The organism is Apibacter sp. wkB309 (assembly GCF_002964915.1).
Taxonomy (GTDB): Bacteria; Bacteroidota; Bacteroidia; order Flavobacteriales; family Weeksellaceae; genus Apibacter.
Map to the genome: position 1 here is coordinate 391,498 of NZ_PSZL01000022.1, position 26,098 is coordinate 417,595.

Consider the following 26,098-nt stretch of genomic DNA (forward strand, 5'->3'; position numbering starts at 1 on the left):
ATTAATTTTCACATGAAAAATTCATCAGAAATAATTTTAGTCAGCATATCAGGAGTTGATAAACCGGGGATAACAACAGCAATCACTCATATCTTAGGAAAATATAATGCTAAAATACTTGACATTGGACAAGCCAATATACATCATTCTTTATCCTTAGCTATTATTTTCATGTCTGAAAACGGAAGTTCCGGAAACATTTTAAAAGAAATTTTATTTAAAGCCAACTCATTAGAAATTAATGTTAGATTTTCAGCTTTAACCAAAGAAGAATACAGCAATTGGGTTAAAGTTCAGGGTAAAAACAGATACATAATAAATATTTTAGGTAAAGAAATTAGTGCTAACCAAATTTCTGAAGTTTCTAAAGTTTTATTGGATTTTAAACTTAATATCGAACGGATCATACGTTTAACTCAACGCATACCATTAGATCGAAATATTGATCGAACTTGCTTTGAATTTGCTGTAAGAGGTAATTTATCTAACCTAAAAGAAATACAAAATAAATTCTTATCCTTATCATCTGATTTAAATATAGATATTGCCTTACAGGAAGAAAACAGGTACCGAAGAATGAGACGCCTGATTTGCTTCGATATGGATTCAACCTTAATTCAAACTGAAGTTATCGATGAACTTGCAGAAAAAGCAGGGGTTGGAAATGAAGTTAGAGCCATCACTGAATCTGCGATGAATGGAGAAATAGATTTTTCCGAAAGCTTTAAAAGAAGAATAAAGTTATTAAAAGGCTTGAATGAAAACGTTTTAAAAGAGATAGCAGAAAATTTACCTATTACTGAAGGGCTCGAACGACTGATGGGAGTTCTTAAGAAAAGTGGATTTAAAACAGCAATTATATCCGGAGGATTTACCTATTTCGGAGACTATCTCAAAGAAAAATTCGGATTCGATTATGTATTTGCCAATAAATTGGAAATTATTGATGGAAAGTTAACAGGTAATTACATTGGAGATATTGTGGATGGAAAAAAGAAAGCCGAATATTTAAAATTAATTTCAACTTTTGAAAATATAGATATACAACAAACTGTTGCGGTTGGCGATGGAGCAAATGATTTACCTATGTTATCCATAGCCGGACTCGGAATTGCATTTCATGCGAAGCCAACGGTCAAACAAAATGCAAATCATTCCTTATCTACCATCGGATTAGATGGAATTTTATATTTCTTAGGATATAAAGATTCTTCCGAAGATATTGAAATGACGTCTATTTCTTAACATTTGATTGTAAATTAAATAAACGTAAACCAACGGTTTATGTGTACAATTTTAATACTTAGATTAAATTTCTTAGCTTAGTAAGCTGCAATGGTAGATTTTACCATCACATTTCCAAAAGAATCAAGTTTTTCCAGGTAAACTTCTTCTAATTGGTTAATAAGTTTAGGATTATAAGGCTGGCTAACGCGTACGTAATTTTCAGTATATCCGAACATCATCCCATTTTTGTTCTCATGCTCCCAAAGGACCGTTTTAACTTTGCCTAATTGAGATTCATAAAATGCATGGCGTTTTTTTTCAGACAGGATTTTTAACATTTTATTCCTTTTTTTGCGCTCAGAATAAGGTACCCTGTCTTCCATATGAATAGCTTCTGTATTATCCCTCTCCGAATAAGTGAAAACATGTAAATAACTAATCGGCAGATTTTGTAAAAAATTATACGTTTCTAAGAATTTTTCTTCTGTTTCTCCGGGGAAACCTACAATTACATCAACTCCTATGCAAGCATCTTTGATTACAGAATGTATCTTATGGATTCTCTCGTCGTATAAATGAGTCAGATATCTTCTCTTCATTTTCTTCAACAAATCATCGCATCCGGATTGTAATGGAATATGGAAATGAGGAACGAAAATTTTCGAATCAGCAACATAATCAATAATCTCATCCTTAAGCAAATTTGGTTCAATGGAAGATATCCGTATGCGCTCTATGGCTTCTACCCTATCTAAATTCTGTATTAATTCTAAAAAAGTATGTTGATGTTTTTTATTTCCAAATTCACCTTTTCCATAATCGCCAATATTCACGCCTGTAAGTACAATTTCTTTAATTCCTTTCTCAGAAATTTCTTCGGCTTGTTTAATAATGGTTTTAAGCTCTGCAGAGCGTGAGATTCCTCTTGCTAAAGGAATTGTACAATATGTACATTTATAATCACAACCATCCTGTACTTTTAAAAAAGCACGTGTTCTGTCTCCAATTGAATAGGAACCTACAAAAAAATCAGCTTGATCAACCTCACAAGAATGAACTTTTACTTCAGAATCTTTTTTAAGATCCATAATATACTTGTGAATATTAAACTTTTCTTTTGCACCCAAAACTAAATCTACCCCGTCAATCTTACTGATTTCATGCGGTTTTAATTGAGCATAACAACCAATAATACAAATCAAAGCATCAGGATTTAAATGTAACGCTCTTTTAACGATAGTTTTACATTCTTTATCGGCATTATCGGTTACCGAACATGTGTTGATAATATAAACATCTGCTGTTTCTTCAAAAGATACCTTTACAAATCCTTCCTCAATTAATTGTCGAGCAATTGTAGAAGTTTCAGCAAAATTTAATTTACATCCTATGGTATGAAAAGCTACGGATTTCCTGATTTCGTTTAGCATAGTGCAAAATTACGTATTTAATTTATTTACTGAAATTAATATAATTAGTATTAAATAATTTTTATGATTTTATTAAAATTCCCTGATTATTAAAAGTATAATCAGGGAATTTAAGTTATGACTGTATTTTTTTAATTATTAAATATTTTTCTACCGTTTAAAGGTTGAAGAGGTCTGTTATTTGATTTTGGTAAGTGATATTTTATTTCATCAATTTCTTCTTCGCTCATTGTGATCGGATTTTTAAATACGATCCAAGTGACATTTTCTGCACAAGGAGGGGTAGTCAAAGATCCTAAATAAGTGTAATAAGATTTATCTTTTGGATATAAATTTTCAGGATTGAATTTTATAACTGTATTAATTTTTCCTAACCCTTTTAATGATTTAAAAATTTCGAGTTTTTCAAAATAAGAATTTAAATTTCCCTCTTTTACCATAACACCTATTACCAATACTGAACCATCTTCTGCTTTATGAACAAAATGTAATTCCAACGGGTATCTCACTCTATCAATGGTATGTTCAGATTCTTCATGAGCATGGAATTGAACTAAGGTATAAACTTTTTTGTTGTACGTAATGGTGCTTCCCGATTTAAAATCAAATTGAAGAGAATGCCCATTGTCTTCGATATCCTCGATTTCTCCGGATCCGTAATTAAATTGTATAGGCGATAAATCTTTTTTATAGTTAGATTTTGAAATGTTAATTGGCGATTGAAATTTACCTATACCACATTGTTTTCCTTCTTCCAATTCTCCCCAATGTTCCGGAGAAGATTCTCCTTCATATCCCCAATGATGATTTTGAGAATAGCTCATACTTGCAGCAAGTATACTTAAAAATAAAAATACTTTTTTCATTGTTTTATCTATTATAATTTAGCACAAAATTATATAACCACGAAACAATATAAATGTTAAATTTTTGTTAATTAGTTTAATTTAAAACAAAATGTTCTCATTTAAGAGCTTTACATAATATTTTATGATTTTACAAACTTGCGAATTAAATTTGCAGCTAATTTTCAAAAAAAATCAAAATTTCATTCATGACTAACGCAATTGATTCGAAGCCTAACAATCTATCGCCCAAAAGAATCCGTTTGGGGGTATTTGCTTTTTACTTTTCACAAGGAATATGTTTTTCCAGCTGGGCCAGCAGAATTCCCGATATTAAAAACTTTTTAAAATTAGGGGATGCTTCCTGGGGAACTATTTTATTAATGCTGCCGGTTGGTCAAATTTTAGGGATGACCCTATCGGGATTTTTAATATCTAAAATGGGAAGTAAAAAAATATTGATAGCTTCTCTGCCTTGCTATGCTTTAAGTTTATTATTAATCGGATGTTCACAAACCGAATTAATGTTAATTCTTACTTTAATTTTGTTTGGCTTTTTTGGTAATTTTTGCAATATTTCCGTTAATACTCAAGGAATACTTGTTGAAAATCTATACAAAAAATCCATCATGTCTTCTTTTCATGGAGGATGGAGCATAGCCGGATTTACCGGTTCATTAATAGGATTAGTAATGGTAAATTTAGGGCTATCGCCTTTTCAACATTATTTGTTTATTCTTTTTACAGTAGGGGTACTTATTTTATTTAATTTCAAATATCTACAAATAGACGCAAAAAATATTTCTGATAAAAATTCAGAAACAAAAAGTACAAATGAGAAGCAAAAACCTGAAAAATTTTTATTTCTTTTGGGAATTACTGCTTTTTGTGGTATGGCTTCCGAAGGTGCCATGTTTGATTGGAGCGGGATATATTTTGAAGAAATCGTTAAAGCTTCCAAAAATTGGGCTCCTTTAGGTTTCACCTCGTTTATGATTATGATGGCAAGCGGTCGTTTTATTGCTGATCATGCCATACAAAAATGGGGAAGAAAACGTGTAGTTCAACTAAGTGGTATACTGATATCATTGGGCTTATTTATTTCTGTTGCTTTTCCTAATTTGATTATCACCACTTTATCTTTTATGATTATCGGTTTAGGAGTATCCAGCATAATACCCACTATTTACAGCTTATCAGGACAGAAAACTAAAATTCCAACCGGCATGGCATTGACTATAGTTTCCAGCATAGGATTTATAGGTTTTTTATTAGGTCCTCCGGTTATAGGTTACATATCCGAAGCTCTTAATCTTAGATTTTCCTTTGCTTTAATAGGTATTTTTGGAATTTGTATTTTTATACTTTCTTCTAATTTAAAAGTTTTCAAAGATTAAAATAAGTAACTTTTCCATAAAAAATAATGCTCATAAATTTGAATAAATTTATGAGCATTATTTTATAAATATTGTGTTATTTTTTTCTTTGCATGCTAAATATTAATAAAGCTAAATAATATCTTATTTTTAATCCGAACAATAGGAAAATATACATTACAAAAGGCTTTTTGAAATATTTTCTTACAAAAATTTCCATAGCATTATAGAAATTTTTGTAATACGATTTATCTATTTTAGTTGCTGCTCCTTTATAATGTATTATAGAAGTTTTCCCGTAATAATAATTTTGATATCCGGCTTTTAAAATAGTATAACTTAGATCGATATCTTCACCATACATAAAATAAGATTCATCGAAACCACCTACTTCAGTATATATTTTTTTAGTGGTAAAGAAAAAGCATCCTGTTAAAATTTCCACTTTTCCTATATCATATTCACCCAATTCCGTATTATAGTAGCCTTTAGATTTTTTTGATTTACTGAAAAATAATTGGCTGAATAATTTATCAAATGTATTTTTAGGATTCGGATAATTTCTCTTCGATTCCGGACGATAATGGTTGTTTTCATCGGTAATTCGAACCCCTAAGGCTCCAAATTGTTTTGCATGTTCGGCAAAAGGTATAATTTTTTCAAAAACATCCGGCTTAACGATAGTATCGGGATTGAGAATTAGTAAATAGTTTCCCTTTGAATACGAAACACCTATATTATTTGCTTTAGAGAAACCTAAATTTGCCGAGTTTTGAACCCATTTAACTTGAGGAAATACTCGCGTTATAAATTCTTTGCTTCCGTCATTGGAATTATTGTCTACAATAATAATTTCTGCATCAATAGTTTTTATTGCATGTAAACAACTTTGAATGCAATTTTTTAAAAGATCTTTTACATTATAATTAACAATAATAATTGAAAGTTGTTTCAAATTCATTAATTATTTTTTAATTACTATAAGAACTATTTAATTCCTTGTTTATAAGGTACTCTGTTTTGTATGGAACGTATTAAAGTTAACTCATCCGTATATTCAAGTTCATCACCAACTCCTATTCCCCTTGCTATTGCCGTGAATTTTATATGAGGATCATTCAATATTTTATATAAATAAAACATGGTTGTGTCTCCTTCTATAGTAGCGCTTAATGCAAATATAATTTCTTCTGTTCTCTGCTCTTTAACTCTTTCTATTAGCGGATTAATACACAAATCGGTTGCGCTGACTCCTTCCATAGGGGAAATTCTTCCGCCCAATACGTGATATTTCCCATTGAACTGTTGGGTACTTTCTATTGCCATTACATCTCTTACATCCTCAACCACACAGATAATTTTTTCATTTCGATACGGATTTGCACAGATGGTACAGATCTCAGTATCAGATAGATTGTTACATAGTTTACAGTGCTTTATTTCATGTACTAACTGACTAATTGATTTTGATAAATTATCTGCCTGAATTTCAGGTACATCCAATAAATGCAAGGCTAGACGTAGAGCCGTCCTCCTTCCAATACCCGGAAGTTGTGAAATTTCTTCAACTGCTTTTTCTAATATTTTGCTAGGATAATTCATACAATCATCGTGACCTTCTTAAAAATTAATGATGATCTAAGGACGATACATATTTTTCTGCATCCAAAGCGGCCATACACCCTGCTCCTGCGGCAGTAATTGCTTGTCTGTATTTTTTATCGGCAACGTCACCCGCCGCAAAAATTCCCGGTATATTTGTTTCTGTACTAAATGGCTTAACATGTAAATATCCGGTTTCGTCCATTTCCAGTTTACCTTTAAATATCTCGGTATTAGGTTTATGTCCGATAGCAATAAATATTCCGTCTACATCCAATACTTTTTCTTCGTTGTTTAAATTATCAATAACCACTGCTTGAGAAACCAAATTATTATCACCTTTTAAATCTTTCAATTCAGTATTATACATAAGTACAATATTAGTGGTAAGGTCTACTCGTTCTTGCATAATTTTAGAAGCTTTTAAATAATCTTTACGTACAACCATATAAACAGTCTTACATATTTTTGCTAAATACGTGGCTTCTTCAGCTGCCGTATCTCCGCCTCCTACAACTACCACATTTTTACCTCTGTAGAAAAATCCGTCACAAGTGGCACAAGCAGAAACTCCGCCTCCTCTATACGTTTTTTCAAAATCTTTACCTAAATATTTTGCACTAGCACCCGTTGAAATGATAATCGTCTTAGTTTTAAATTCTTTTCCCGATATAGTTTTTACAACATGTATGTCCCCTACATTTTTTCCTAATTCAACCTCTGATACGGTATCGATGATAACTTGTGTGCCGAATTTTTCGGCTTGTTTTTGTAACTGAATCATCATTTCAGGACCGGTAATCCCGTCGGGATATCCTGGAAAATTTTCAACTTCGGTCGTAGTCGTTAGCTGTCCTCCTAATTCTAAACCGGTGATCATAAGCGGCTTCATTTCGGCTCTGGCAGCATAAATTGCAGCCGTAAATCCTGCAGGGCCGGAACCTATAATAATAGTTTCTAATATATCTGTGTTTTCTGTCATCATTATCATATATAATTAACCGAGCAAAGTTACTAAATTTATCTTTGAGACTGTGTGTAAGCCTATGTAAACTCTATATAATGCTATTATGATTTACTATCTAAAAGGCCGGTAAATGTGTTATTTTAAGTATTAAGCATTTTTTTTGCTAATATTAGAAATAAATTATTATGTTTTAATGTATTGTTAGGTGATTAGTAAGCAAATGAATCCAATTTTTTTCCATTAACAATAATCCATTCATCTAACTTAAAATCAGCCAAGATGCCAATTTTAGGAAACTGTATGGAAGAGTCAGCGAAAACGATACATCTTTCTTCTGCATCAATTTCTTCATGTCCATACATGAATGAAAGGTCTCCAATATCTTCTATCTTGGCAATAAATGAAAGTTCATTTTCTCCCTTAGTAATCTCTTCTACATATTGTATACCAATATCAACTGTTTCTTTTTTATCTTCACGTATGCGTACATTTCTATATATAATATCAAAAAATGATAAAGAATTATTAGGTATTTCATTATATAATTCATACCCCTTTTGCCATTCATCCTTAACAGAGGCATAATATAGAGCAGTAATCAACGATAAAGTAAAATATCTTCGGGTTTTTTGACGGTAATAATCTTTGTGAAAATGTCCGCCTTCAAATAGTATAGTAGGAATTCCTAATTTTTGAAAATTATCACCTACTGATCTTGGATAAAATTCATCGGTAAACCTTGATATCTTATTAGGTAGAAGTTTTGAAATTTCTTTATATATATCAGCTATTAATCCCATCGATTTTTTTCGGGTTTCAGTCACCTTTCTATCAACCGATTCCGATGGCGATAAAAAAGCCAGAGTGGCCGGCTCTTTTTTTCCTTCTACTCCGAATATAGTTCTTTGATCGTGTAGATTGAACGCTAAATCATATTTTTTTTCGCTTGCAGTTTTTTTTAATACTTGCATTTCTATTGATGAAGCGGTTAAAAAATCCCGATTAATATCAATTCCTAAACGATTTCTTCGTGTCCAAATTTCAGCTCCATCCGGATTTAACATAAAAATAATATCGAGGGTAAACTTGCTGAGAATTTCATGTGAGCAATTATTTTCATTTTCAAAAAATTTAAGCAAATCTAGACAACTTAAGGTACCCGTTGTTTCGTTCCCGTGCATTTGGGTCCATAGTAATATATTTTTAGGTCCTTTTCCTAAGGTCAATTTATATATAGGTTTATTAAGTTCCGATCTTCCAATTTCTGTAAGTAAACTTTTATAATTATTCATTAAAAAATCGGAAAGCTCCGATGGGTTTACATATCTATTTTTAAAATTTTCTTCGATACTTAAATTTTCATTTAAATCAAAGATTTTAAACTCTGCAGACATAATTATATTTTTTACAAAGATATTCAATTATAAACAGTTTTCTTGATTTACATTTGTAATTTACATTTGTAAAACTATCTTCTTTCCTAAATTATTAGTTCTGATATTGTGTCATATAATTATAAGTTATTTTATTTAATTTTTTATTAAAAAATATATAAATATATATTTACCAGTATTTTATATATATTTATTTAATGTTTTTATTGAAGTTAACTTTAAGTTATTTTTTGAGAGAATCAATGGTATTTTTAGTAACTTTGTATTTATTACTCTATTTCACATATGTAAATAGTTAACATTTGTAAATCATGGAAATTGATAAAAGAATAGCTACACTCATAGAAATATTAGGTTTAACATCAGGAGAATTTGCAGATAAAATAAATGTCCAACGATCCAGTATCTCGCATATCACTTCTGCTCGAAATAAACCTTCGTTAGATTTTTTAGAAAGAACTCTATCAGTTTTTCCTGAAATAAATTCTGAATGGCTTATTTTAGGAAAAGGAAAACCTTTGAAAACTCAATTGGAAAATAATAAAAAGGAAAGTTTAGATTTAGAAAATAAAACGGTTCAGGAACAACCATCCCCTACACTCTTTTCTTTAGATGAAATAGATCATAAACAGAAAGATACTTCACACTCTAATAGTGTTAATACTATTCAAGTGCCTGAGAATCGCGTAAAAGAAAATTCTCAGACAGAAGATCAAATAATTAAAAATTCAATCCTACAGAAAACGAAAAATAATAAGAAAAAAATAGAAAAAATCTTAATTATATACGAAGATCATACGTTTGAAGTATTCGAAAATTAATTTTAAAAAGGAAAGTAAAAACCAAAAAAAAGAGGAAAATTAAAATTTTCCTCTTTTATTTTAAAATAAATGCTATAAGTAATATTATTTAACTCTAGCATCTTTAATTCTTGCTTTTTTACCGCGTAGATCTCTAAAATAGTAAATTCTTGCTCTACGTACTTTTCCTCTTCTGTTAACTTCAATATTTTGAAGCGCAGGCATATTAATAGGAAAAACTCTTTCAACCCCTACATCACCGCTCATTTTTCTGATAGTGAATGTTTTGGTTGCTCCGGTTCCTTTAACCTGAATAACTACCCCTTTAAAATACTGGGTTCTTGTTTTATTACCTTCTTTAATTTCGTAATAAACAGTTAGGGTATCCCCGGCTCCAAATTTTGGAAATTCTTTTTTTGCGATGTACTTATCCTGTACGTACTTAATTAATGGTTCCATTTAAAAAATATAACAGTTATAAAATTGAATAACATTCACGTCTTTCGTCAGAGGTTAATCAATTGGATGCAAAATTAATAATTCTTATTTAATTGTACAAATACTATACGTAAATTTAAAATTCTTTTAAATACTAAAAAGTTTTATAACAAATAGCTGAATAATTTTATAATGTATTCAAATATGAGTTCCTTTATTTATAATTTATGCTAAATAAAGGAGACGTGTTTTAAAAATATAGTTTAAAACTAAACAATTGACATTAATATAGCTTAAACATTAAATCGGAAATGAATAATATCTCCATCGTTAACGATATATTCTTTACCTTCAACTGATAATTTTCCGGCTTCTTTAACCTTAGCTTCCGATCCGTAAGTTACAAAATCTTGATAGGAAATAACCTCAGCTCTAATAAATCCTTTTTCGAAATCTGAATGTATTACTCCGGCAGCTTGAGGAGCTGTCCATCCTTTTTCAATTGTCCAAGCTCTAACTTCTTTAACTCCGGCAGTAAAATAAGTTTGTAAATTTAAGAGTTTGTATGCTTGGCGAATCAAGCGATTTACCCCCGGTTCTTCTAAATTTAATTCTTCTAAAAATATTTTACGCTCTTCATAGGTTTCTAATTCAGAAATGTCTGCCTCAATTTGTGCCGCTAATACGATCACTTCCGCCTTTTCGTTTTTTACCTTTTCTTTTACTTTTTCAACAAATTCATTGCCCTCTTTTGCTGATTTTTCATCTACATTACACACATACATGATAGGTTTAAAGGTCAAGAGTTGTAATTCTGCAATAATCGGCTCTGAAATCGAATCTGTTTCGAATTCTCGTGCATTTTTACCTTCTTCAATAAAAGCTCTCAACCTTTCCAACACAGACACAATTTGCTGCTCTTCTTTATTTCCTGCTTTAGCCGCTCTTTTGGATTTATCCAATTTTTTTTCAATGGTTTCCAAATCTTTAAGTTGCAGCTCTATATCAATAATTTCTTTATCTCTAACCGGATCTATAGTTCCTTCAACATGGGTAATATTATCATTTTGAAAACAACGCAACACATGGATTATTGCATGGGTTTCTCTGATATTAGCTAAAAATTGATTTCCCAAACCTTCTCCTTTACTGGCTCCTTTAACTAAACCGGCAATATCTACTATTTCCACTACGGCAGGCACTACCCTTTCCGGCACTACTAATTCTTCAAGTTTATTTAACCTTAAATCAGGCACAGAAACTGTACCTACATTCGGTTCGATGGTACAGAACGGATAATTAGCCGATTGTGCTTTTGCATTAGATAAACAATTAAATAAAGTAGATTTCCCTACATTGGGTAGACCAACAATTCCACATTTCATACTCGAAAAATTTGTGACAAATATATAAAATTATAATTTAGCCTAAGAACGGGCTATTTAAATCAAAATTTGTGTATATGAAAAAACTAGTATTCTACTAAAAACATTGCTGAAATAAATATTATACACAGAAAGGATAGCATTAGACAAGAACTTTTGCCCAATTAAAAAATAAAGATTTATAATAACTTATGTAAAGAATACTATAGATTTTCGAAAAAATTACACTTATTTACTGTAAAATCTTTTCTAACAATTCTTCTGAAATGGTTCGGCCTTTATCCTTGTTATAGAATCCTTGAATATCTTTTGCAAAATCATCATGGGTATAGTTTTCAGGATCTGTTTTGTATTTTTTTAGGAAAGGAGCACAAGGTTTAGGTCGAGGCCCCCAATGAGCGATTTCTTCGGAAGTTTCCGCATCAATAAAAATTACAATGGGAATTGCCTTTCCCCCATTAGTGAGATATTGATTAATCAATAATTCATCTTGATCTCTAAAAAAAATTCTCATGTCCAGCCTCTCGGATGATTCGCAGATTTTATTGACTACCGGCACTATTTGCGCTGCATCTCCACACCATCCTTCGGATATGACTAATATATGAATTTTACGACTAATTTTCTTCAAGCCTGAACTCACTGATTCATCCAATACGAGCGTTTTATCATTCCGATGGATTCGGCTCAAATTTAAACGTGTGTATTCAGCAAGTTTTTTAATATCTTCATTTTTAGAAAGTAAACCTTCTTTTGCTTGAATTTCTATAATATCTTTATATTCAGCGTAAGATACTCCTTTGTCCCAATAGTTTTCTAATTTTATTGAATCCATCGTATATTTATTATCTGTTACCGTTCTATAGTCTTGTTTTATATAAATTGTAAAATTATGCTTTTAAATACATAATTTTATGTAATTCTCTATTTAGCTAATCAATTGAAAATATAATTATGTGTGTTCTTGGTTAGTTAAACGAAAGATATTTTCAAATAGTATTTTTAAGCGGTAAAAGGACAGTTACTGTAAATTGTATGGAAAGGTTTATTTTAAAGATAAAAATTAAATTTTTCTAACTTTATTCATCAACCAAAAGTCAGCCAAAATAAAAGCTGCAATAGCTTCTACAATGGGAACTGCCCTGGGAACTACACAAGGATCATGTCTTCCCTTCCCTTTAATTGAACATACATTTCCGTTTTCATCTATCGTTTGTTGCTCTTTCATAATGGTAGCAACCGGCTTAAAGGCAACTTTAAAAACAATATCCATACCATTGGATATTCCCCCTTGTATACCTCCCGAACTATTCGTCAATGTTTTTCCTCCTTGAGTAAAAATATCGTTGTGTTCGGAACCTTTTAACCGAGTACCTGCAAAGCCGCTGCCAATTTCAAAACCTTTAGCCGCATTTATACTCATCATTCCTTGAGCCAATCTGGCAGATAATTTATCAAAAATCGGTTCGCCTAAACCCATTGGAACATTTTTAATCATACAGGTTATTACTCCGCCAATTGTATCTCCATCCTTTTTAATTTCAGCTATTTTCTGAATCATTTGTTCAGCAGTTTCCCAATCAGGACATCGGACTATATTGGATTCCGTTTGGCTTAAATCCAGTTCATGTATATTCTTTTGCAAAGTAATTTCCCCTACTGAAGAAACAAATGCATGAATAGATATTGAGGATAGTACTTGTTTAGCTAAAGCTCCGGCAACAACCCAGTTAGCTGTTTCCCTTGCTGAGGTTCTCCCCCCGCCTCGATGGTCTCTGATTCCATATTTTTGAAAATAAGTGAAGTCTGCATGTGAAGGTCTGAAAATACCGGTATTATGATCGTAATCATTGGATTTTTGATTGGTATTTTTAATAACAAATCCAATAGCTTGTCCTGTTGTTTTTCCTTCAAAAATGCCGGAAAGAAATTCTACCTTATCGTCTTCTTTTCTTTGAGTTACAATTTTTGATTGTCCGGGTTTTCTTCGATCCAATTCTTTTTGTATTTCATCAAAATTAACGGATAATCCAGCAGGAAAACCATCAATTACGCCTCCCAGTGCAGGTCCATGACTTTCACCAAAGGTAGTAAGCTTTATAAATTTACCGAATTCGTTGAACATATGCTTACAAATGTAAGAAATAAAGTAAATGTATACCTAGCGTTAAATATAAAAACAGAAAATCTAGATTAGATTTTCTGTTTCATTAAGATATTCGGTTACTTATCCTTTAAATTAAGGATTTTATATGTTTAATATTGCTTTGAATTGTGTCAACCACTTCTTTAATATTTCCACCAAGCATCATTTTAGTCATGGAAGTAGTCATACCTTTAATTTGGCTCCATTCAATTTTAGGCGGTAAAGCAAGTGAATTTGGATCGGTCATTACATTAACTAAAACCGGACCTTCCGTTGAAAATGCTTCTTTTACAGCTCCTTCAACCTCTTCAGGCTTATTGACATTTATTCCTTTAAAGCCCATAGCCATTGCTATCATAGCAAAATCAGGATTTACCATATCGGTTTCATTGTCAGGTATACCATCCACTTCCATTTCAAGTTTTACCATTCCTAACGATCGATTATTAAACACAAATAATTTGACAGGCAATTTATATTGATATATAGTTGCTAAATCCCCTAAAAGCATTGAAATACCACCATCTCCGCAAAAAGCTATAATTTGTTTGTCAGGATGAGATAACGATGCTCCTATGGACATCGGCATGGCATTAGCCATCGTACCGTGACTGAAAGAACCTAACATTTTTCTTTCACCTGTGGCATGAATATATCGCGCTCCCCATACACAGCACATACCGGTATCTACGGTAAATATGGCATCTTTAGCTGCTAGATTATTGATAACTGAGGCTACATATTCGGGATGAATTAAATTTTCTTTTCCCGGATCTTTAACATATACATCTAAATCTTCTTTAACTTTATCATATTTTTTCAGCTGTTTTTTAAGAAAAGAATCATCTTGTTTTTCTTCAATCAAAGGCAATAATACAGATAAAGTATCTTCAATTTTACCGCAGAATCCCATATCTACTTTAGCTCTTCTGCCTAAACGGTCTGCCCTTTCGTCAATCTGAATTATTTTTTTATTGGAAGGCATAAAATTCGCATACGGAAAATCTGTACCCAAAAGTAGTACTACATCCGCTTCGTGCATACTTTGGAAAGCAGAAGGCAACCCTAACAATCCGGTCATGCCCACTTCATAAGGATTATCATATTGTATGCCCATTTTACCTCTAAAAGAGTATCCTACAGGAGCTTTCAATTTACCTGCAAGTTTTACCAAGTCTTTGTGAGCTTTAGAAGCACCGATACCGCAATAAATAGTTACTTTATCATGTTCATTAAGAACATCTGCCAACTCTTGTAGTTCTTTATCGGATGGTCTTAAAATAGGTTCGTTTTGATAAACTTTTAAAGAACTTAAAATATCTTCCGCCGGTTTTGATTCTAAATCACCGGGTAACCCGAAAACGGCTACGCCTTTTTTAGAAATAGCATTTTGAATTGCTCTTTGTAACATTCTAGGGGCTTGTTCGGGCAATGTTGCGATTTGGTTGTATACGCTGCAATCATCAAATAGTTTGGTTACATTAGTTTCTTGAAAATAATCTGTCCCAAATTCTCTTGTACCACAGGTGGAGGCAATAGCGATAACAGGTACGTTAGCCCTATTTGCTTCATACAATCCATTAATTAAATGTACATGCCCGGGACCGGAACTACCGGCACAACAAGCAATGCCTTCCAATTCAGCTTCGGCTGCGGCAGCAAAAGCACCGGCTTCTTCATTCCTAACATGGATCCATTGTATTTTTCCGTTTTTTTTAATGGCCCTGTTAAGCTCATTTAAACTATCGCCTGTTACAGCATAAATCCTTTTTATACCGGCATCAACTAGTATTTCAACTAATTGATCTGCTACTTTTTTTTCCATAATAATTTTTAAATTTATAAAGTATATTTAGATACTAAATGCACAAAATTTGTTCCAGGTAAATATACTTTATTAATAATTTTAAAAATTATTATTTATATGATACATCTACAAATAGTTATAAATTTAGCTTAATTTAAAATTCATATTTAAATTGCTGTAGCATTCGTATATCGTTTTCTGTAAACATACGAATGTCGCCAATTTGGTACATCAGCATGACAATTCTTTCGATACCCATACCAAAGGCAAAACCGCTGTATTTTTCAGGATTTATATTAACATTTTTTAGAACATTGGGATCAACCATTCCGCATCCAAGAATTTCCAACCAACCCGTTCCTTTAGTGATGCGATAATCGGTTTCTGTTTCCAATCCCCAATATACATCTACTTCTGCACTGGGTTCTGTAAAGGGAAAATATGAAGGTCTCATTCGAATTTCGGATTTACCGAATAATTCTGAAGTAAAATATTGTAAGGTTTGTTTTAAATCTGCAAAGGATACGTCCGTATCAATATATAACCCCTCTATTTGGTGGAACATACAATGAGATCGAGACGATATATCTTCATTCCTGTAAACTCGTCCGGGAGACAATATACGAATAGGCGGCTCATTTTGCTCCATATACCGTATTTGTACAGAAGAAGTGTGAGTTCTCAATACCCTATCCGGATTTTTCTCGATAAAAAAAGTATCTTGCATATCTCTTGCAGGATGGTACTCAGACATATTTAAGGCGGTGAAGTTATGCCAATCATCTTCAATTTCAGGACCATCAGCTACTGAAAATCCTATTTTTTTAAATATGTTTATGATCTTATGCTTAACAATGTTAATGGGATGTCTGCTGCCTAAATTTAAGGCTAGTCCCGGACGGGTTAAATCTTCTTGCAAACCGGCACTTGCAGACTCGCCGACATTCTCTTTTAACGTATTTATTTTTTGAGCAACCGATTGTTTTAAATTATTGATCAATTGTCCAAATTCTTTTTTATTTTCATTAGGTACTTCTTTAAATTTTTGAAACAGATCATTCAAAATTCCTTTTTTACCTAAATACTTGATTCTAAACTGTTCAACATCCTCAGTTTTTTGAGAAGTAAAAGATTCTACTTCTTCTAAATATTTTTTGATAGTATTAATCATTAGTTATCTTTAAAATTTTCTATTTTATAAAGATTTTTATCTTCTTGCAAAAATAATAAAACAAAAATACTATTATTAATTTAAATAAAAGATATCATAAATAATTTTAGATCAATTAAACAGAAAGTAAATTCAATAAAAAAGCCTCCTTTTACAGAGGCCAAGGTTTTTAAAGAAATAAAAACTAAATAAACATTAAAATAATGCCTTTTTTAATATAAACTATTTTAGTGTGTTTGTAATCATTGTTTTAATAAACAAACACCATACCATTTATCTAGTTTTATCCTATTTTATTATTTTTAATTTTTAAAAATTATTTAATTAAAATGTCAATTATATTAATATTGCTATAAGTTTATAACAATAAAGTAATTTTATATTATTATATTTCTATTTTCATATAGCAAAATGTTTATTTTTCTAAACAATTTGTTTTTTTACAGTCAATGACTACATAGAAATTTATCTTATCTATATTGTTTTTCAATGACTTTATGTGTTTAATTGATCGAAAAAAAATATCGTATAAAATAAATTTTGTTAATATAGCCGTTTATATAAATAAATAATATATTGAATTCGTGCATATGGCTGAAGAATTACCGTTCTTATCAACTTTAAAATATAAGATACTAATTAATTTAGTAAATTTGAATTTTCTAAATAACAGTATACGTAAGATACATAAAATCGTATTATATTGTTTATTAATACTAACCTTTATAAATTGTAAAACATTGGAAATAGACAAACAAACGTATGACGGGCTGCAAAGCGGTTTATATGCAAATATTAAAACCAATAAAGGAGATATGTTGGTTAAATTTTTTGATCATGAATCTCCGGTAACTGTTGCTAACTTTATAGGATTGGCAGAAGGTAAAATTCCTAATGATGCCAAAAAACCGGGAGAACCCTTCTATGACGGTATTATATTTCATAGAGTCATTAAAGATTTTATGATTCAAACCGGAGACCCTCAAGGAACAGGAATGGGAGGCCCGGGATACAGATTTGAAGACGAGAAAAACGATTTAAAGCATACCGGAACAGGTATTTTATCAATGGCTAATTCCGGTCCTAATACCAACGGAAGTCAGTTTTTTATAACAGAAGTCCCTACCCCGTGGTTGGATGGACGACATACTATTTTTGGGGAAGTTATTAAAGGTTTAGAAACCGTTAACGTTATTGCTAGTGTTAAAACGGGAGCTCAAGATAAACCGATTGATCCTGTAATTATGGAAAAAGTTTCTATTATTACTAAAGGGGACGAATATAAAAATTATGATGCTGCACAATTTTTTAAAGACAATAAAGATTTAATTTCCGAAAGAAATAAAAAATATCTGGAAGAAAAACAAAAACAGATTGCAGCCAAGTTGGATGAATTAAAAGCCGATATGACTGAAACGCCTAGTGGATTATTTTATAAAATTAATGAAAAAGGCTCAGGAGCAAAAGCAAAATCGGGTGATACTGTTTCCGTTCATTATGAAGGATCTTTAGCTAATGGAAGTGTATTTGATTCTTCTTTTGCAAGAAATGAACCTATTGAATTTCCTTTGGGCAAAGGAATGGTAATTAAAGGTTGGGAAGAAGGTATTTCATTATTAAATGAAGGCGATAAAGCTACTTTTTTAATTCCACCTTCTTTAGGTTATGGGGCTCAAGGGGCCGGCGGTGGAGTTATTCCTCCGAATGCTTGGCTTATTTTCAAAGTAGAACTTGTGAAAGCTAAATAAAAAAATCTTATTTTATAAATCAATCCGGTTAGATCGTAACCGGATTTTTTATTTAAATTGAGTATTATTTTTATTCCTTGATTCTTTATGTATACACCAAATTTGATTCTAAAAAATTCTTCCTTTTGTTATTGAAACCTGTTATGGGTTAAATATTTCTTCCTAAGTATCACAACCAATACCTTTAATTAATTAAAAAAATAGTATATAAAAAATAGTTACCACAGATTTCATAAATCAGATACTATTATTACTCTCTCAAATTATTAATAAACGAAATCGTAAACATTCGTTTACTTTAAAAATTTCGTATCATCAGATATAACAAAAAGAATATAAAATTTTCAACTCTTTTATTATACTCATTTTTTCAGGATTAAATATCATGTTTAAATAAAAGAATAAAATTATTTAAATAGTTATTATTACCATAAATACATACTATAATTATATTTTTTACAAATATTTAAAATTAAATCATTTAAATAAATAATAATATTTTAAAACAGATATATACAATTGATTATCAGCTATATATATCAATAATAATAAAATAATATAAAATTTTAATTACAAAGATATAATAATATAAAATAAATTTTTTACATTTGACATTATTCCTACCTGTTAAGTAGGAAATATTTTTAGTGTAGTAATTATTTTAATTTTTCATGAAAAAAAAATTAACTAGTAAGACATTGGTAGCGGTTATTAGTATCTTCTATTCGTTTCTATCTGCGCAAACCCTTGTTAAAGGAACGGTACAAAATGATAAAAAAGAAAAAATAAAAGGAGCACAAATTAATGTGGAAGAAATAGGTATGGAAACATCAACTGATGATCATGGAAGGTATGAAATCACCCTACCGAATGGTAAATATAAATTTATTATTACCACGCCCGATCATGATGAAATTTCGGAAATAATACCTATCAATAATGAAAAACAAAAAATTGTAGATTTTACCATAAAAACATTTACGATTGAGAATGTTGTAGTAACGGGTACACGATCTAAACCTAGAACTTTATTGGAATCCCCCACTCCTGTGGACATTATTGATGTTAAAAAAATAGCAGAAAACGGAGCACAAGTTAGTGTCAATCAAATATTAAATTATGTAGCACCTTCATTTACCTCTACCACTCAATCGTTAGGAGGCGGAACTGATATGACAGATCCCATATCCTTACGAGGTTTAACTCCGGATCAGGTGTTAGTTTTAGTAAACGGCAAACGTAGATATAATACTGCTTTATTAAATGTCAACGGAACATTTGGCAAAGGTACAGTCGGTACTGACTTAAATTCAATTCCTGTTTCATCAATTGATCGAATCGAAATATTGAGAGACGCAGCTGCTGCTCAATACGGGAGTGATGCCGTAGCGGGAGTAATTAATATTATCTTAAAAACTTCCATTAATAAATTTAGTGCAACGATTACAGGCGGCGAATATTTAAGTAAAAACAGCGCTCAAGGTAAAACTTCCAAAGACGGAGAAGCTGTACAGGTGGGTTTAAATTATGGTATTCCATTGAGTGAAAAAGGAGGATATATCAACTTTTCGGCAACATTCGACCGAAGAAATCCGACAAACAGAGGCGGAATGTATCAAGGTAGTATTTATAAAGAGTATACTTCTGGTATTCCTGTCGATAAAACCGATGAATTTTTAGAAAGTACACATACCAATCGTCGCGATTATAGTTTAATTATCGGCCAATCTAAGGCATTAAACGGGCAAGTTGCTTATAATGCCTCTTTACCCTTAAATACTCAAACGGAAGTATATTCATTTGGAATTTTCGGATATAGAAACAGCACAGCTTCTCAATTTTACAGATATCCAAATTCTGAAAATAATGTACCTTCCATATATCCCTTAGGTTTTAGACCCCAAGCCGAAGTAAGCATTTATGACAGATCTGCCACTCTCGGGGTAAAAGGTATGTTCATCGGTTGGAAAATGGAAGTCAGCAATACTTTCGGGCAAAATACATTTACTAATAAAGCGAAAAACACGTTAAATGCTTCTTTAGGCGAACAGTCTCCAACCTCCTTCCGTGGGGGAAAATTACAATTTACACAAAATGTGGTCAATGTAGATATGTCTAAAAAATTTAATTGGCTTTCCGACGTAGGAATAGCATGGGGAGGTGAATACAGATATGAAAGATACCAAATTATTGCCGGTGAAGAAGCTTCTTATGCCAATTATGCTATGGGCAGAGAAATAGTCAATTCCGATGGCAGTATTTCCCTCGTACCTGATATTAATGGTACTATACCTATGAAGTTCGGACCGGACGGTAAAACACCGATACCTGGAGGAGCACAAGGAAATGCAGGATTTTCTCCGCAAAATGCAACGGACTCTCAAAGAAACTCTCTCGCCGCTTATACAGATGTTGAAATCAATTTCAACCAATCTTTCCTGGTGGACTTGGCCGGAAGGTATGAATATTACAATGATTTCGGATCGACCGTTAACGGTAAAATAGCTCTTCGTTACAAAATTTCCAATTCTTTTAATTTAAGAGGTTCGGGAAGTACCGGATTTCGTGCTCCTTCCTTACAACAACGTTACTATTCCAGTACGGGCACTTCTTATGTCAATGGAAATATGTATGAGGTAGGAACTTTTACGAATGACAGTAAAGTAGCTCAACTTTTAGGTATACCCAAGCTCAAACCTGAAAAATCGCGAAGTTTAAGTGCGGGACTTTCGGCTAAGGTTGGGAGATTCCATTTCAGCCTTGACGGCTATTTTACTCGAATTAATGATAAAATTGTATATACCGATTTGTTTAGCGGAGATCCAAACGGTTCCTCTTCAGAAAAAGAAATCTATCAAATATTGCAACAAGCAGGAGCTCAAAAAGCCCGATTTTTTGCCAATGCTGTTGATACGGAAACTAAAGGTATAGATGCTGTCCTTTCCTATAATACTCTTTTAGGAAATGGAAAACTGTTTATAGATTTAGCCGGAACGATCTCCTATACACAACAAGTGGGTTCGATTCATACTTCCCGTTTATTAAAAGATAAAAAAGATATATATTTCAGCAACTCCAGTAAAGTGTATTTAGAAAATGTAATTCCTAATCAGAAATTTAATATTTCACTTACTTATGCTATCCAAAAATGGAACTTATTTTTACGAAATAATTATTTTGGAGGGGTAACGGAACCTTCTAATATACTTTCAAATCAACAATACTATAATCCAAGATGGATTACGGATGCTTCTATAGCCTATAAATTAACTGATTTTTTAAAACTTACCGTAGGAGCAAATAATTTGTTTAATTGCTACCCCGAAAAAGTAGCCAAAAAAGCCAACAGTAACCAAGGACAATTCGTTTATTCTCGATATGTCAGTCAATTTGGTTTTAATGGTCGTTATATTTTTACTCGATTAAATTTTAATCTATAATTATAATAAAACCATGAAAAAAATTATTTTAACCATTAACATACTTTTCGGATTGTATATATCCGCACAAGTGAATTCGGTTTTAGAGCCCAAAGATTTTTTACAAAAATTAAAAAATTCAAATAGTATATTGATTGATGTCCGCACACCTGAAGAATTCGAAACCGGACATATCAAAAATGCTATCGACTTAGATTACAGAAATGCTTCTTTTAGTGATAAAATTCGTAAGCTGGACCCTTCTAAAACATACATGATTTATTGTAGATCAGGAAAACGTTCCGCTTCAACAGTTGACTCTCTAAAAAACTTAGGGTTTACTCATCTATACGACCTTAAAGGGGGAATCAATGCTTGGAAAACTGAAAATCTACCGGTGGTGGGCGAAGCCGAAGACAAAATTTCTAAAGAAGAATTTAAAAAAATGATTTCTTCTGATCGCATAGTTTTAATTGATTTTTATGCTCCGTGGTGCGGACCTTGTTTGAAAATGGAACCTATGTTTAAAAATTTAGCCGAAAAATATAGAAACAAAGTAAAGATTATTAAAATAAACAGCGATGAAAATAAAAATTTAGCTAAACCCTATATTAAAGATGGTTTTCCAAAATTAATAGCTTATAAAAACCAAAAAACGCAATGGGAAAAAGTAGGATTGATCGATGAAGAAGATCTTATACAAAGTATTGAAAAATTAATTAATTAAAATCTTACCTATGAAAGAATATTTTCTTATAATTATTTTAATTTTTTCAATGGCAATAGGATCCGGTTGTACAACTGCCGTGATATCCGGTAAAGCCACTCCTGACGGAAGACCTTTATTATATAAAAACAGGGACACTACCACCCTACATAGTCGAATGGTTTATTCCAATCGTGGAAAATATTCTTTTATAGGAATGACTAACCCCGAGGATAAAGACAATAAAAATATACTGAACGGACATAATAGTGCCGGATTTGCCATCATGAATTCTGACAGCTATAACCTCAACTATCCAGAATTGAAAGAGGATCAAAGACAAGATGGAGAAATCATGAGAATTGCACTGGAAACTTGTTCCACGCTTGAAGACTTTGAAAACTTACTTTCTCATCTTCCTAAGCCCTTGCGCTTAAGTTCCAATTTCGGAGTTATTGATGCACACGGTGGTGCTGCTTATTATGAAACAGGAAATCAGGGATTTGTTAAATACGATGCTAATAATCCTGATGTGGCACCCTTTGGATATTTGATTCGTACGAATTATTCTTTTTCAGGCAAACCTGAAGATGGTAAAGGATATAGTAGATTTCTTCGCGCACAGGAATTGTTGTATTCTGCCTCTCTTACTAATTCTCTTACTCCGAAATACTTTTTACAAAATGTTTCCAGATCTTTAGTTCATGGTTTGACTAAAGTTGACTTGACCAAATACTCTGAGCAATTTTCAGCTTTCAGAGATTTTATACCTCGTTATTATACTGCATCCGTGGTAGTTATTCAGGGAGTTAAACCTAATGAAACGCCTTTGTTAACTACTGCCTGGACTATTTTAGGTTCTTCGCTGGGCTCTGTATGTATTCCTTTATGGTTAAATTCTAATCAAATATTTCCCAAAGTTTTAACCGCTGATTCAAATAATTCGACACCAATGGATGAATGGGCCACTACAATAAAAAAGAAATTATTTCCCATACAAAAAGGAGAAGGTTCAGATTATATTCATGTTCCTACTTTAGTATCGGTTTATCCTAAACTCATATCGATTGAAAATGAAATATTGGAACAAACGGTCGTACTTCTCAATGAATGGAGAAATGAGGGTAAAATTAATACTAAGGAATTAATTAATTTTTACACTTGGATTGATAAATACATCCATGATAAATATTATCCGTTAACACGATAAAAACCACTTTTTTTCAATCCGGCTAATTATTTTTTATTACACCTGTTTTAATTTTTAAAAAATTTTATTGAAAATTTCTACAGGTGTATATTTTTTATCTTAAGGAATCTAATAGATTTATAAGCATAAATAAAGGATATTTTTTCGATTATGGCAAAAAACTTTAAATTTGCTTTCATATCGATATGAAAAATAAACCTACGCATTACGGATTATTATTGGCAGCAATTACTCTTATTTTATTTTTTGCTGTATATTTTTACTTTATAGGATTTAATTATTATATAATTAGTATTCAGGTAAATTTTTTTGTTCTTCCTGCTCTTTATACGTTAGCATCGATACTATTACTATATAAACTGACTAATTATGAAAAACTTTCTTTTCTAACGTGTTTACTATATTCATTTACGACGATGTTTATAGGAGGCACTCTTTCCTTCCTTTTTATAGCTTTGTTTTTCAATTATATAGATCAAGATGCGCAACAACTTTTGCAAAATCAAGGATTAAATAAAATGTTGGAAAATCTTACTTCCGAATATGCATCCATTGAACACCCAACTGAAGAAATTACCTTAAAATATAAGGAATACGTAAACAATATTAAAACAAGAATAACGGAAAAGGAATCTTTTTTCACAATCAAAAATTCCTGCATTATTTTAAGTGTACTATACTTTTTTTACTTTATAATATCCGTACTTTTGTCAATATTTTTTAGAACCAGAAAACCTAATGCAACTATCTATAGTCATTCCCCTGCTCAATGAAGCAGAATCATTGCAAGAATTATTTAATCGCATACAAGCCGTATGTGAAAAAGAAAACTATACTTATGAAATCATTTTCGTAGATGATGGAAGCACGGACTTATCCTGGAAAATCATTTCAGAATTCAGCCAACAATATGCGGAAGTAAAAGGTATTAAATTTGCTAAAAATTATGGAAAATCTCAAGCTTTAAATGCTGCTTTTAAAGTAGTTAAAGGAGAAGTAATCATAACTATGGATGCGGATTTACAAGATTTTCCCGAGGAAATTCCTGCACTTAGGAAAATGATTGTTGAAGATGGTTTTGACCTGGTTTCCGGTTGGAAGAAGAAAAGATACGACAATGTTCTAACAAAAAACCTTCCTTCTAAATTATTTAATAAAGCCGCTCAAATAACTTCAGGGGTTAAATTGCATGATTTTAATAATGGGTTAAAAGCTTATAGAAATGAAGTAGCTAAAGCCATCGACGTACACGGTGATATGCATCGTTACATTCCTGTATTGGCGAAAAATGAGGGATTTACTAAAATAACTGAAAAGGAAGTACCTCATCAAGCGCGACTATATGGAAAATCAAAATTTGGTGCCAATCGATTCGTACGCGGTTTTTTAGATTTAATTACCGTTTGGTTTATGTCCACCTTTGGAACAAGACCTATGCATTTTTTTGGTTTTATTGGTACTTTAATGTTTATTATCGGTTTTATATCCTCCGCTTGGATAGGCATTAATAAATTGATAAAAGTATGGAAAAAAATTCCTGCTCAACTGGTTACTAATGATCCTTTGTTTTACATAGCTTTAACTATGATGATTTTAGGTACTTTGTTATTTATTGCCGGATTTTTAGGAGAATTAATCGTACAATTAAAACGAGGAAAAAAAGATGATTATACGGTTTCACAATATCTAAATATTAATTAAACATGAAAAAATTAGTACATTATAGCATTTTATGTATACTATCTGTCGTTTTACTTTCTTGTTCTCGTTCTATTAAAGGAGAAGGAGAAGTTACCACCAAGGAACTAAAGATTAGTCCCGTAAAAGAAATTTTAGCCAATGGCTCCTATAGATTGATTTATTTATATGACAGCAATAATCCGAGAATTGTAATAGAATCTTATAAGAACTTAATCGATAATTTAAAAATTGATGATTCCAACGGAAAATTAACTATCTCTGAAATCGATAACGTTAAAGATCCTGATCTCTATAATGTTTATGTTTACAATCCTCAGATCGAAACTTTTGATATCCATGATCTTGTCAATGTTGACATTAATTCTCAATTACGAGTTTCAAAATTATCCATTAATTTAAATGATGTTTCTAAACTTATAGCCGACACAGTTATTACCGATGAATTAAATGTAAATATGAGCGATGTTTCCAAGATAAATTTAAAAGGGACAAGTAATACATTACATTTAACTGCCGGTGATACCAGTGATTTTACTGCGCCGTTCTTAGAAGTATCTGAAGCAAATGTTGAGCTTTCCGATGTTGCCACTGCAGAAATAAATGTAAAAAGCAAATTGGTTGGAAGAATATCTGACAATACGAAAATAACAGTAATTGGTAATCCCGCTAAGAACATTCAACAAAAAGATCTTGCGGTTATCAATTTTAAATAATTATAAAATTAAC

Annotated in this window: 22 protein-coding genes; 10 read left to right on the top strand and 12 right to left on the bottom strand. The window is 31.4% G+C overall.

Going from position 1 to position 26,098, the window contains the following annotated elements; all coding sequences use genetic code 11:
* Positions 1 to 12 precede the first annotated feature (12 nt).
* A complete protein-coding gene (serB, locus tag C4S75_RS07645; RefSeq protein WP_105297709.1) occupies positions 13 to 1,245 on the top strand; it encodes a phosphoserine phosphatase SerB in 1,233 nt (410 codons plus the stop codon).
* 77 nt (positions 1,246 to 1,322) lie between these two features.
* On the opposite strand, the gene mtaB is transcribed toward serB, so the two are convergent.
* The gene (gene mtaB, locus C4S75_RS07650; RefSeq protein ID WP_105297710.1) at positions 1,323 to 2,657 is read right to left on the bottom strand and encodes a tRNA (N(6)-L-threonylcarbamoyladenosine(37)-C(2))-methylthiotransferase MtaB; all 1,335 of its coding nucleotides are present in this window, start codon (positions 2,655 to 2,657) and stop codon (positions 1,323 to 1,325) included.
* Between the two features lie 131 nt (positions 2,658 to 2,788).
* A complete protein-coding gene (locus tag C4S75_RS07655) occupies positions 2,789 to 3,523 on the bottom strand; it encodes a carbonic anhydrase (protein ID WP_105297711.1) in 735 nt (244 codons plus the stop codon).
* Between the two features lie 188 nt (positions 3,524 to 3,711).
* Between C4S75_RS07655 and C4S75_RS07660 the strand changes: the two genes are divergently transcribed.
* Positions 3,712 to 4,899, top strand: coding sequence for an MFS transporter (locus C4S75_RS07660; protein ID WP_105297712.1), 1,188 nt, complete (start codon positions 3,712 to 3,714; stop codon positions 4,897 to 4,899).
* 76 nt (positions 4,900 to 4,975) lie between these two features.
* Here the strand turns inward: C4S75_RS07660 and C4S75_RS07665 are convergent, their stop codons facing one another.
* From C4S75_RS07665 to C4S75_RS07680, 4 genes are all read right to left on the bottom strand, one after another.
* The gene (locus tag C4S75_RS07665) at positions 4,976 to 5,839 is read right to left on the bottom strand and encodes a glycosyltransferase family 2 protein (RefSeq protein ID WP_105297713.1); all 864 of its coding nucleotides are present in this window, start codon (positions 5,837 to 5,839) and stop codon (positions 4,976 to 4,978) included.
* A 26-nt stretch (positions 5,840 to 5,865) separates the two neighbouring features.
* Positions 5,866 to 6,480: a recombination mediator RecR gene (gene recR, locus C4S75_RS07670; protein ID WP_105297714.1), complete on the bottom strand. Its 615-nt coding sequence runs from the start codon at positions 6,478 to 6,480 to the stop codon at positions 5,866 to 5,868.
* A 25-nt stretch (positions 6,481 to 6,505) separates the two neighbouring features.
* On the bottom strand, positions 6,506 to 7,462 hold the full coding sequence (gene trxB, locus C4S75_RS07675) for a thioredoxin-disulfide reductase (protein ID WP_105297715.1): 957 nt from the start codon (positions 7,460 to 7,462) through the stop codon (positions 6,506 to 6,508).
* Between the two features lie 194 nt (positions 7,463 to 7,656).
* Entirely contained in the window at positions 7,657 to 8,841 is a 1,185-nt protein-coding gene (locus C4S75_RS07680; RefSeq protein WP_105297716.1) for a M14 family zinc carboxypeptidase, read from the bottom strand.
* A gap of 311 nt (positions 8,842 to 9,152) precedes the next feature.
* Between C4S75_RS07680 and C4S75_RS07685 the strand changes: the two genes are divergently transcribed.
* Complete coding sequence (locus C4S75_RS07685; protein WP_105297717.1) at positions 9,153 to 9,662, top strand: helix-turn-helix domain-containing protein; 510 nt, start codon at positions 9,153 to 9,155, stop codon at positions 9,660 to 9,662.
* A gap of 84 nt (positions 9,663 to 9,746) precedes the next feature.
* On the opposite strand, the gene rplS is transcribed toward C4S75_RS07685, so the two are convergent.
* The 6 genes from rplS to pheS form a co-directional block, all read right to left on the bottom strand.
* Positions 9,747 to 10,100 carry a 50S ribosomal protein L19 gene (gene rplS, locus C4S75_RS07690; RefSeq protein WP_105297718.1) on the bottom strand — a complete coding sequence of 118 codons (354 nt, stop codon included), beginning with the start codon at positions 10,098 to 10,100 and terminating at the stop codon, positions 9,747 to 9,749.
* A 272-nt stretch (positions 10,101 to 10,372) separates the two neighbouring features.
* Entirely contained in the window at positions 10,373 to 11,464 is a 1,092-nt protein-coding gene (gene ychF / locus C4S75_RS07695; protein ID WP_105297719.1) for a redox-regulated ATPase YchF, read from the bottom strand.
* Positions 11,465 to 11,696: 232 nt separating this feature from the next.
* Entirely contained in the window at positions 11,697 to 12,299 is a 603-nt protein-coding gene (locus tag C4S75_RS07700) for a thioredoxin family protein (RefSeq protein WP_105297720.1), read from the bottom strand.
* 228 nt (positions 12,300 to 12,527) lie between these two features.
* Positions 12,528 to 13,589 carry a chorismate synthase gene (aroC, locus tag C4S75_RS07705; RefSeq protein WP_105297721.1) on the bottom strand — a complete coding sequence of 354 codons (1,062 nt, stop codon included), beginning with the start codon at positions 13,587 to 13,589 and terminating at the stop codon, positions 12,528 to 12,530.
* Positions 13,590 to 13,698: 109 nt separating this feature from the next.
* A complete protein-coding gene (locus C4S75_RS07710) occupies positions 13,699 to 15,435 on the bottom strand; it encodes a thiamine pyrophosphate-dependent enzyme (protein WP_105297722.1) in 1,737 nt (578 codons plus the stop codon).
* A gap of 136 nt (positions 15,436 to 15,571) precedes the next feature.
* Positions 15,572 to 16,588: a phenylalanine--tRNA ligase subunit alpha gene (gene pheS, locus C4S75_RS07715; protein ID WP_105297723.1), complete on the bottom strand. Its 1,017-nt coding sequence runs from the start codon at positions 16,586 to 16,588 to the stop codon at positions 15,572 to 15,574.
* Positions 16,589 to 17,328: 740 nt separating this feature from the next.
* Between pheS and C4S75_RS07720 the strand changes: the two genes are divergently transcribed.
* From C4S75_RS07720 to C4S75_RS07750, 7 genes are all read left to right on the top strand, one after another.
* Positions 17,329 to 18,336, top strand: a complete 1,008-nt coding sequence (locus tag C4S75_RS07720) for a peptidylprolyl isomerase (protein WP_255410611.1) — start codon at positions 17,329 to 17,331, stop codon at positions 18,334 to 18,336.
* Positions 18,337 to 19,007: 671 nt separating this feature from the next.
* Complete coding sequence (locus C4S75_RS07725) at positions 19,008 to 21,776, top strand: TonB-dependent receptor (RefSeq protein ID WP_105297724.1); 2,769 nt, start codon at positions 19,008 to 19,010, stop codon at positions 21,774 to 21,776.
* A gap of 13 nt (positions 21,777 to 21,789) precedes the next feature.
* On the top strand, positions 21,790 to 22,482 hold the full coding sequence (locus C4S75_RS07730; RefSeq protein ID WP_105297725.1) for a thioredoxin domain-containing protein: 693 nt from the start codon (positions 21,790 to 21,792) through the stop codon (positions 22,480 to 22,482).
* Between the two features lie 10 nt (positions 22,483 to 22,492).
* On the top strand, positions 22,493 to 23,671 hold the full coding sequence (locus C4S75_RS07735) for a carcinine hydrolase/isopenicillin-N N-acyltransferase family protein (RefSeq protein WP_105297726.1): 1,179 nt from the start codon (positions 22,493 to 22,495) through the stop codon (positions 23,669 to 23,671).
* A gap of 185 nt (positions 23,672 to 23,856) precedes the next feature.
* Entirely contained in the window at positions 23,857 to 24,444 is a 588-nt protein-coding gene (locus C4S75_RS07740) for a DUF4199 family protein (protein WP_105297727.1), read from the top strand.
* Positions 24,410 to 25,372: a glycosyltransferase family 2 protein gene (locus C4S75_RS07745; protein WP_105297728.1), complete on the top strand. Its 963-nt coding sequence runs from the start codon at positions 24,410 to 24,412 to the stop codon at positions 25,370 to 25,372. Before C4S75_RS07740 ends, C4S75_RS07745 begins: the two co-directional genes overlap by 35 nt.
* Positions 25,373 to 25,374: 2 nt before the next feature.
* Positions 25,375 to 26,085, top strand: a complete 711-nt coding sequence (locus C4S75_RS07750) for a GIN domain-containing protein (protein ID WP_105297729.1) — start codon at positions 25,375 to 25,377, stop codon at positions 26,083 to 26,085.
* The last annotated feature ends 13 nt before the right edge of the window (positions 26,086 to 26,098 follow it).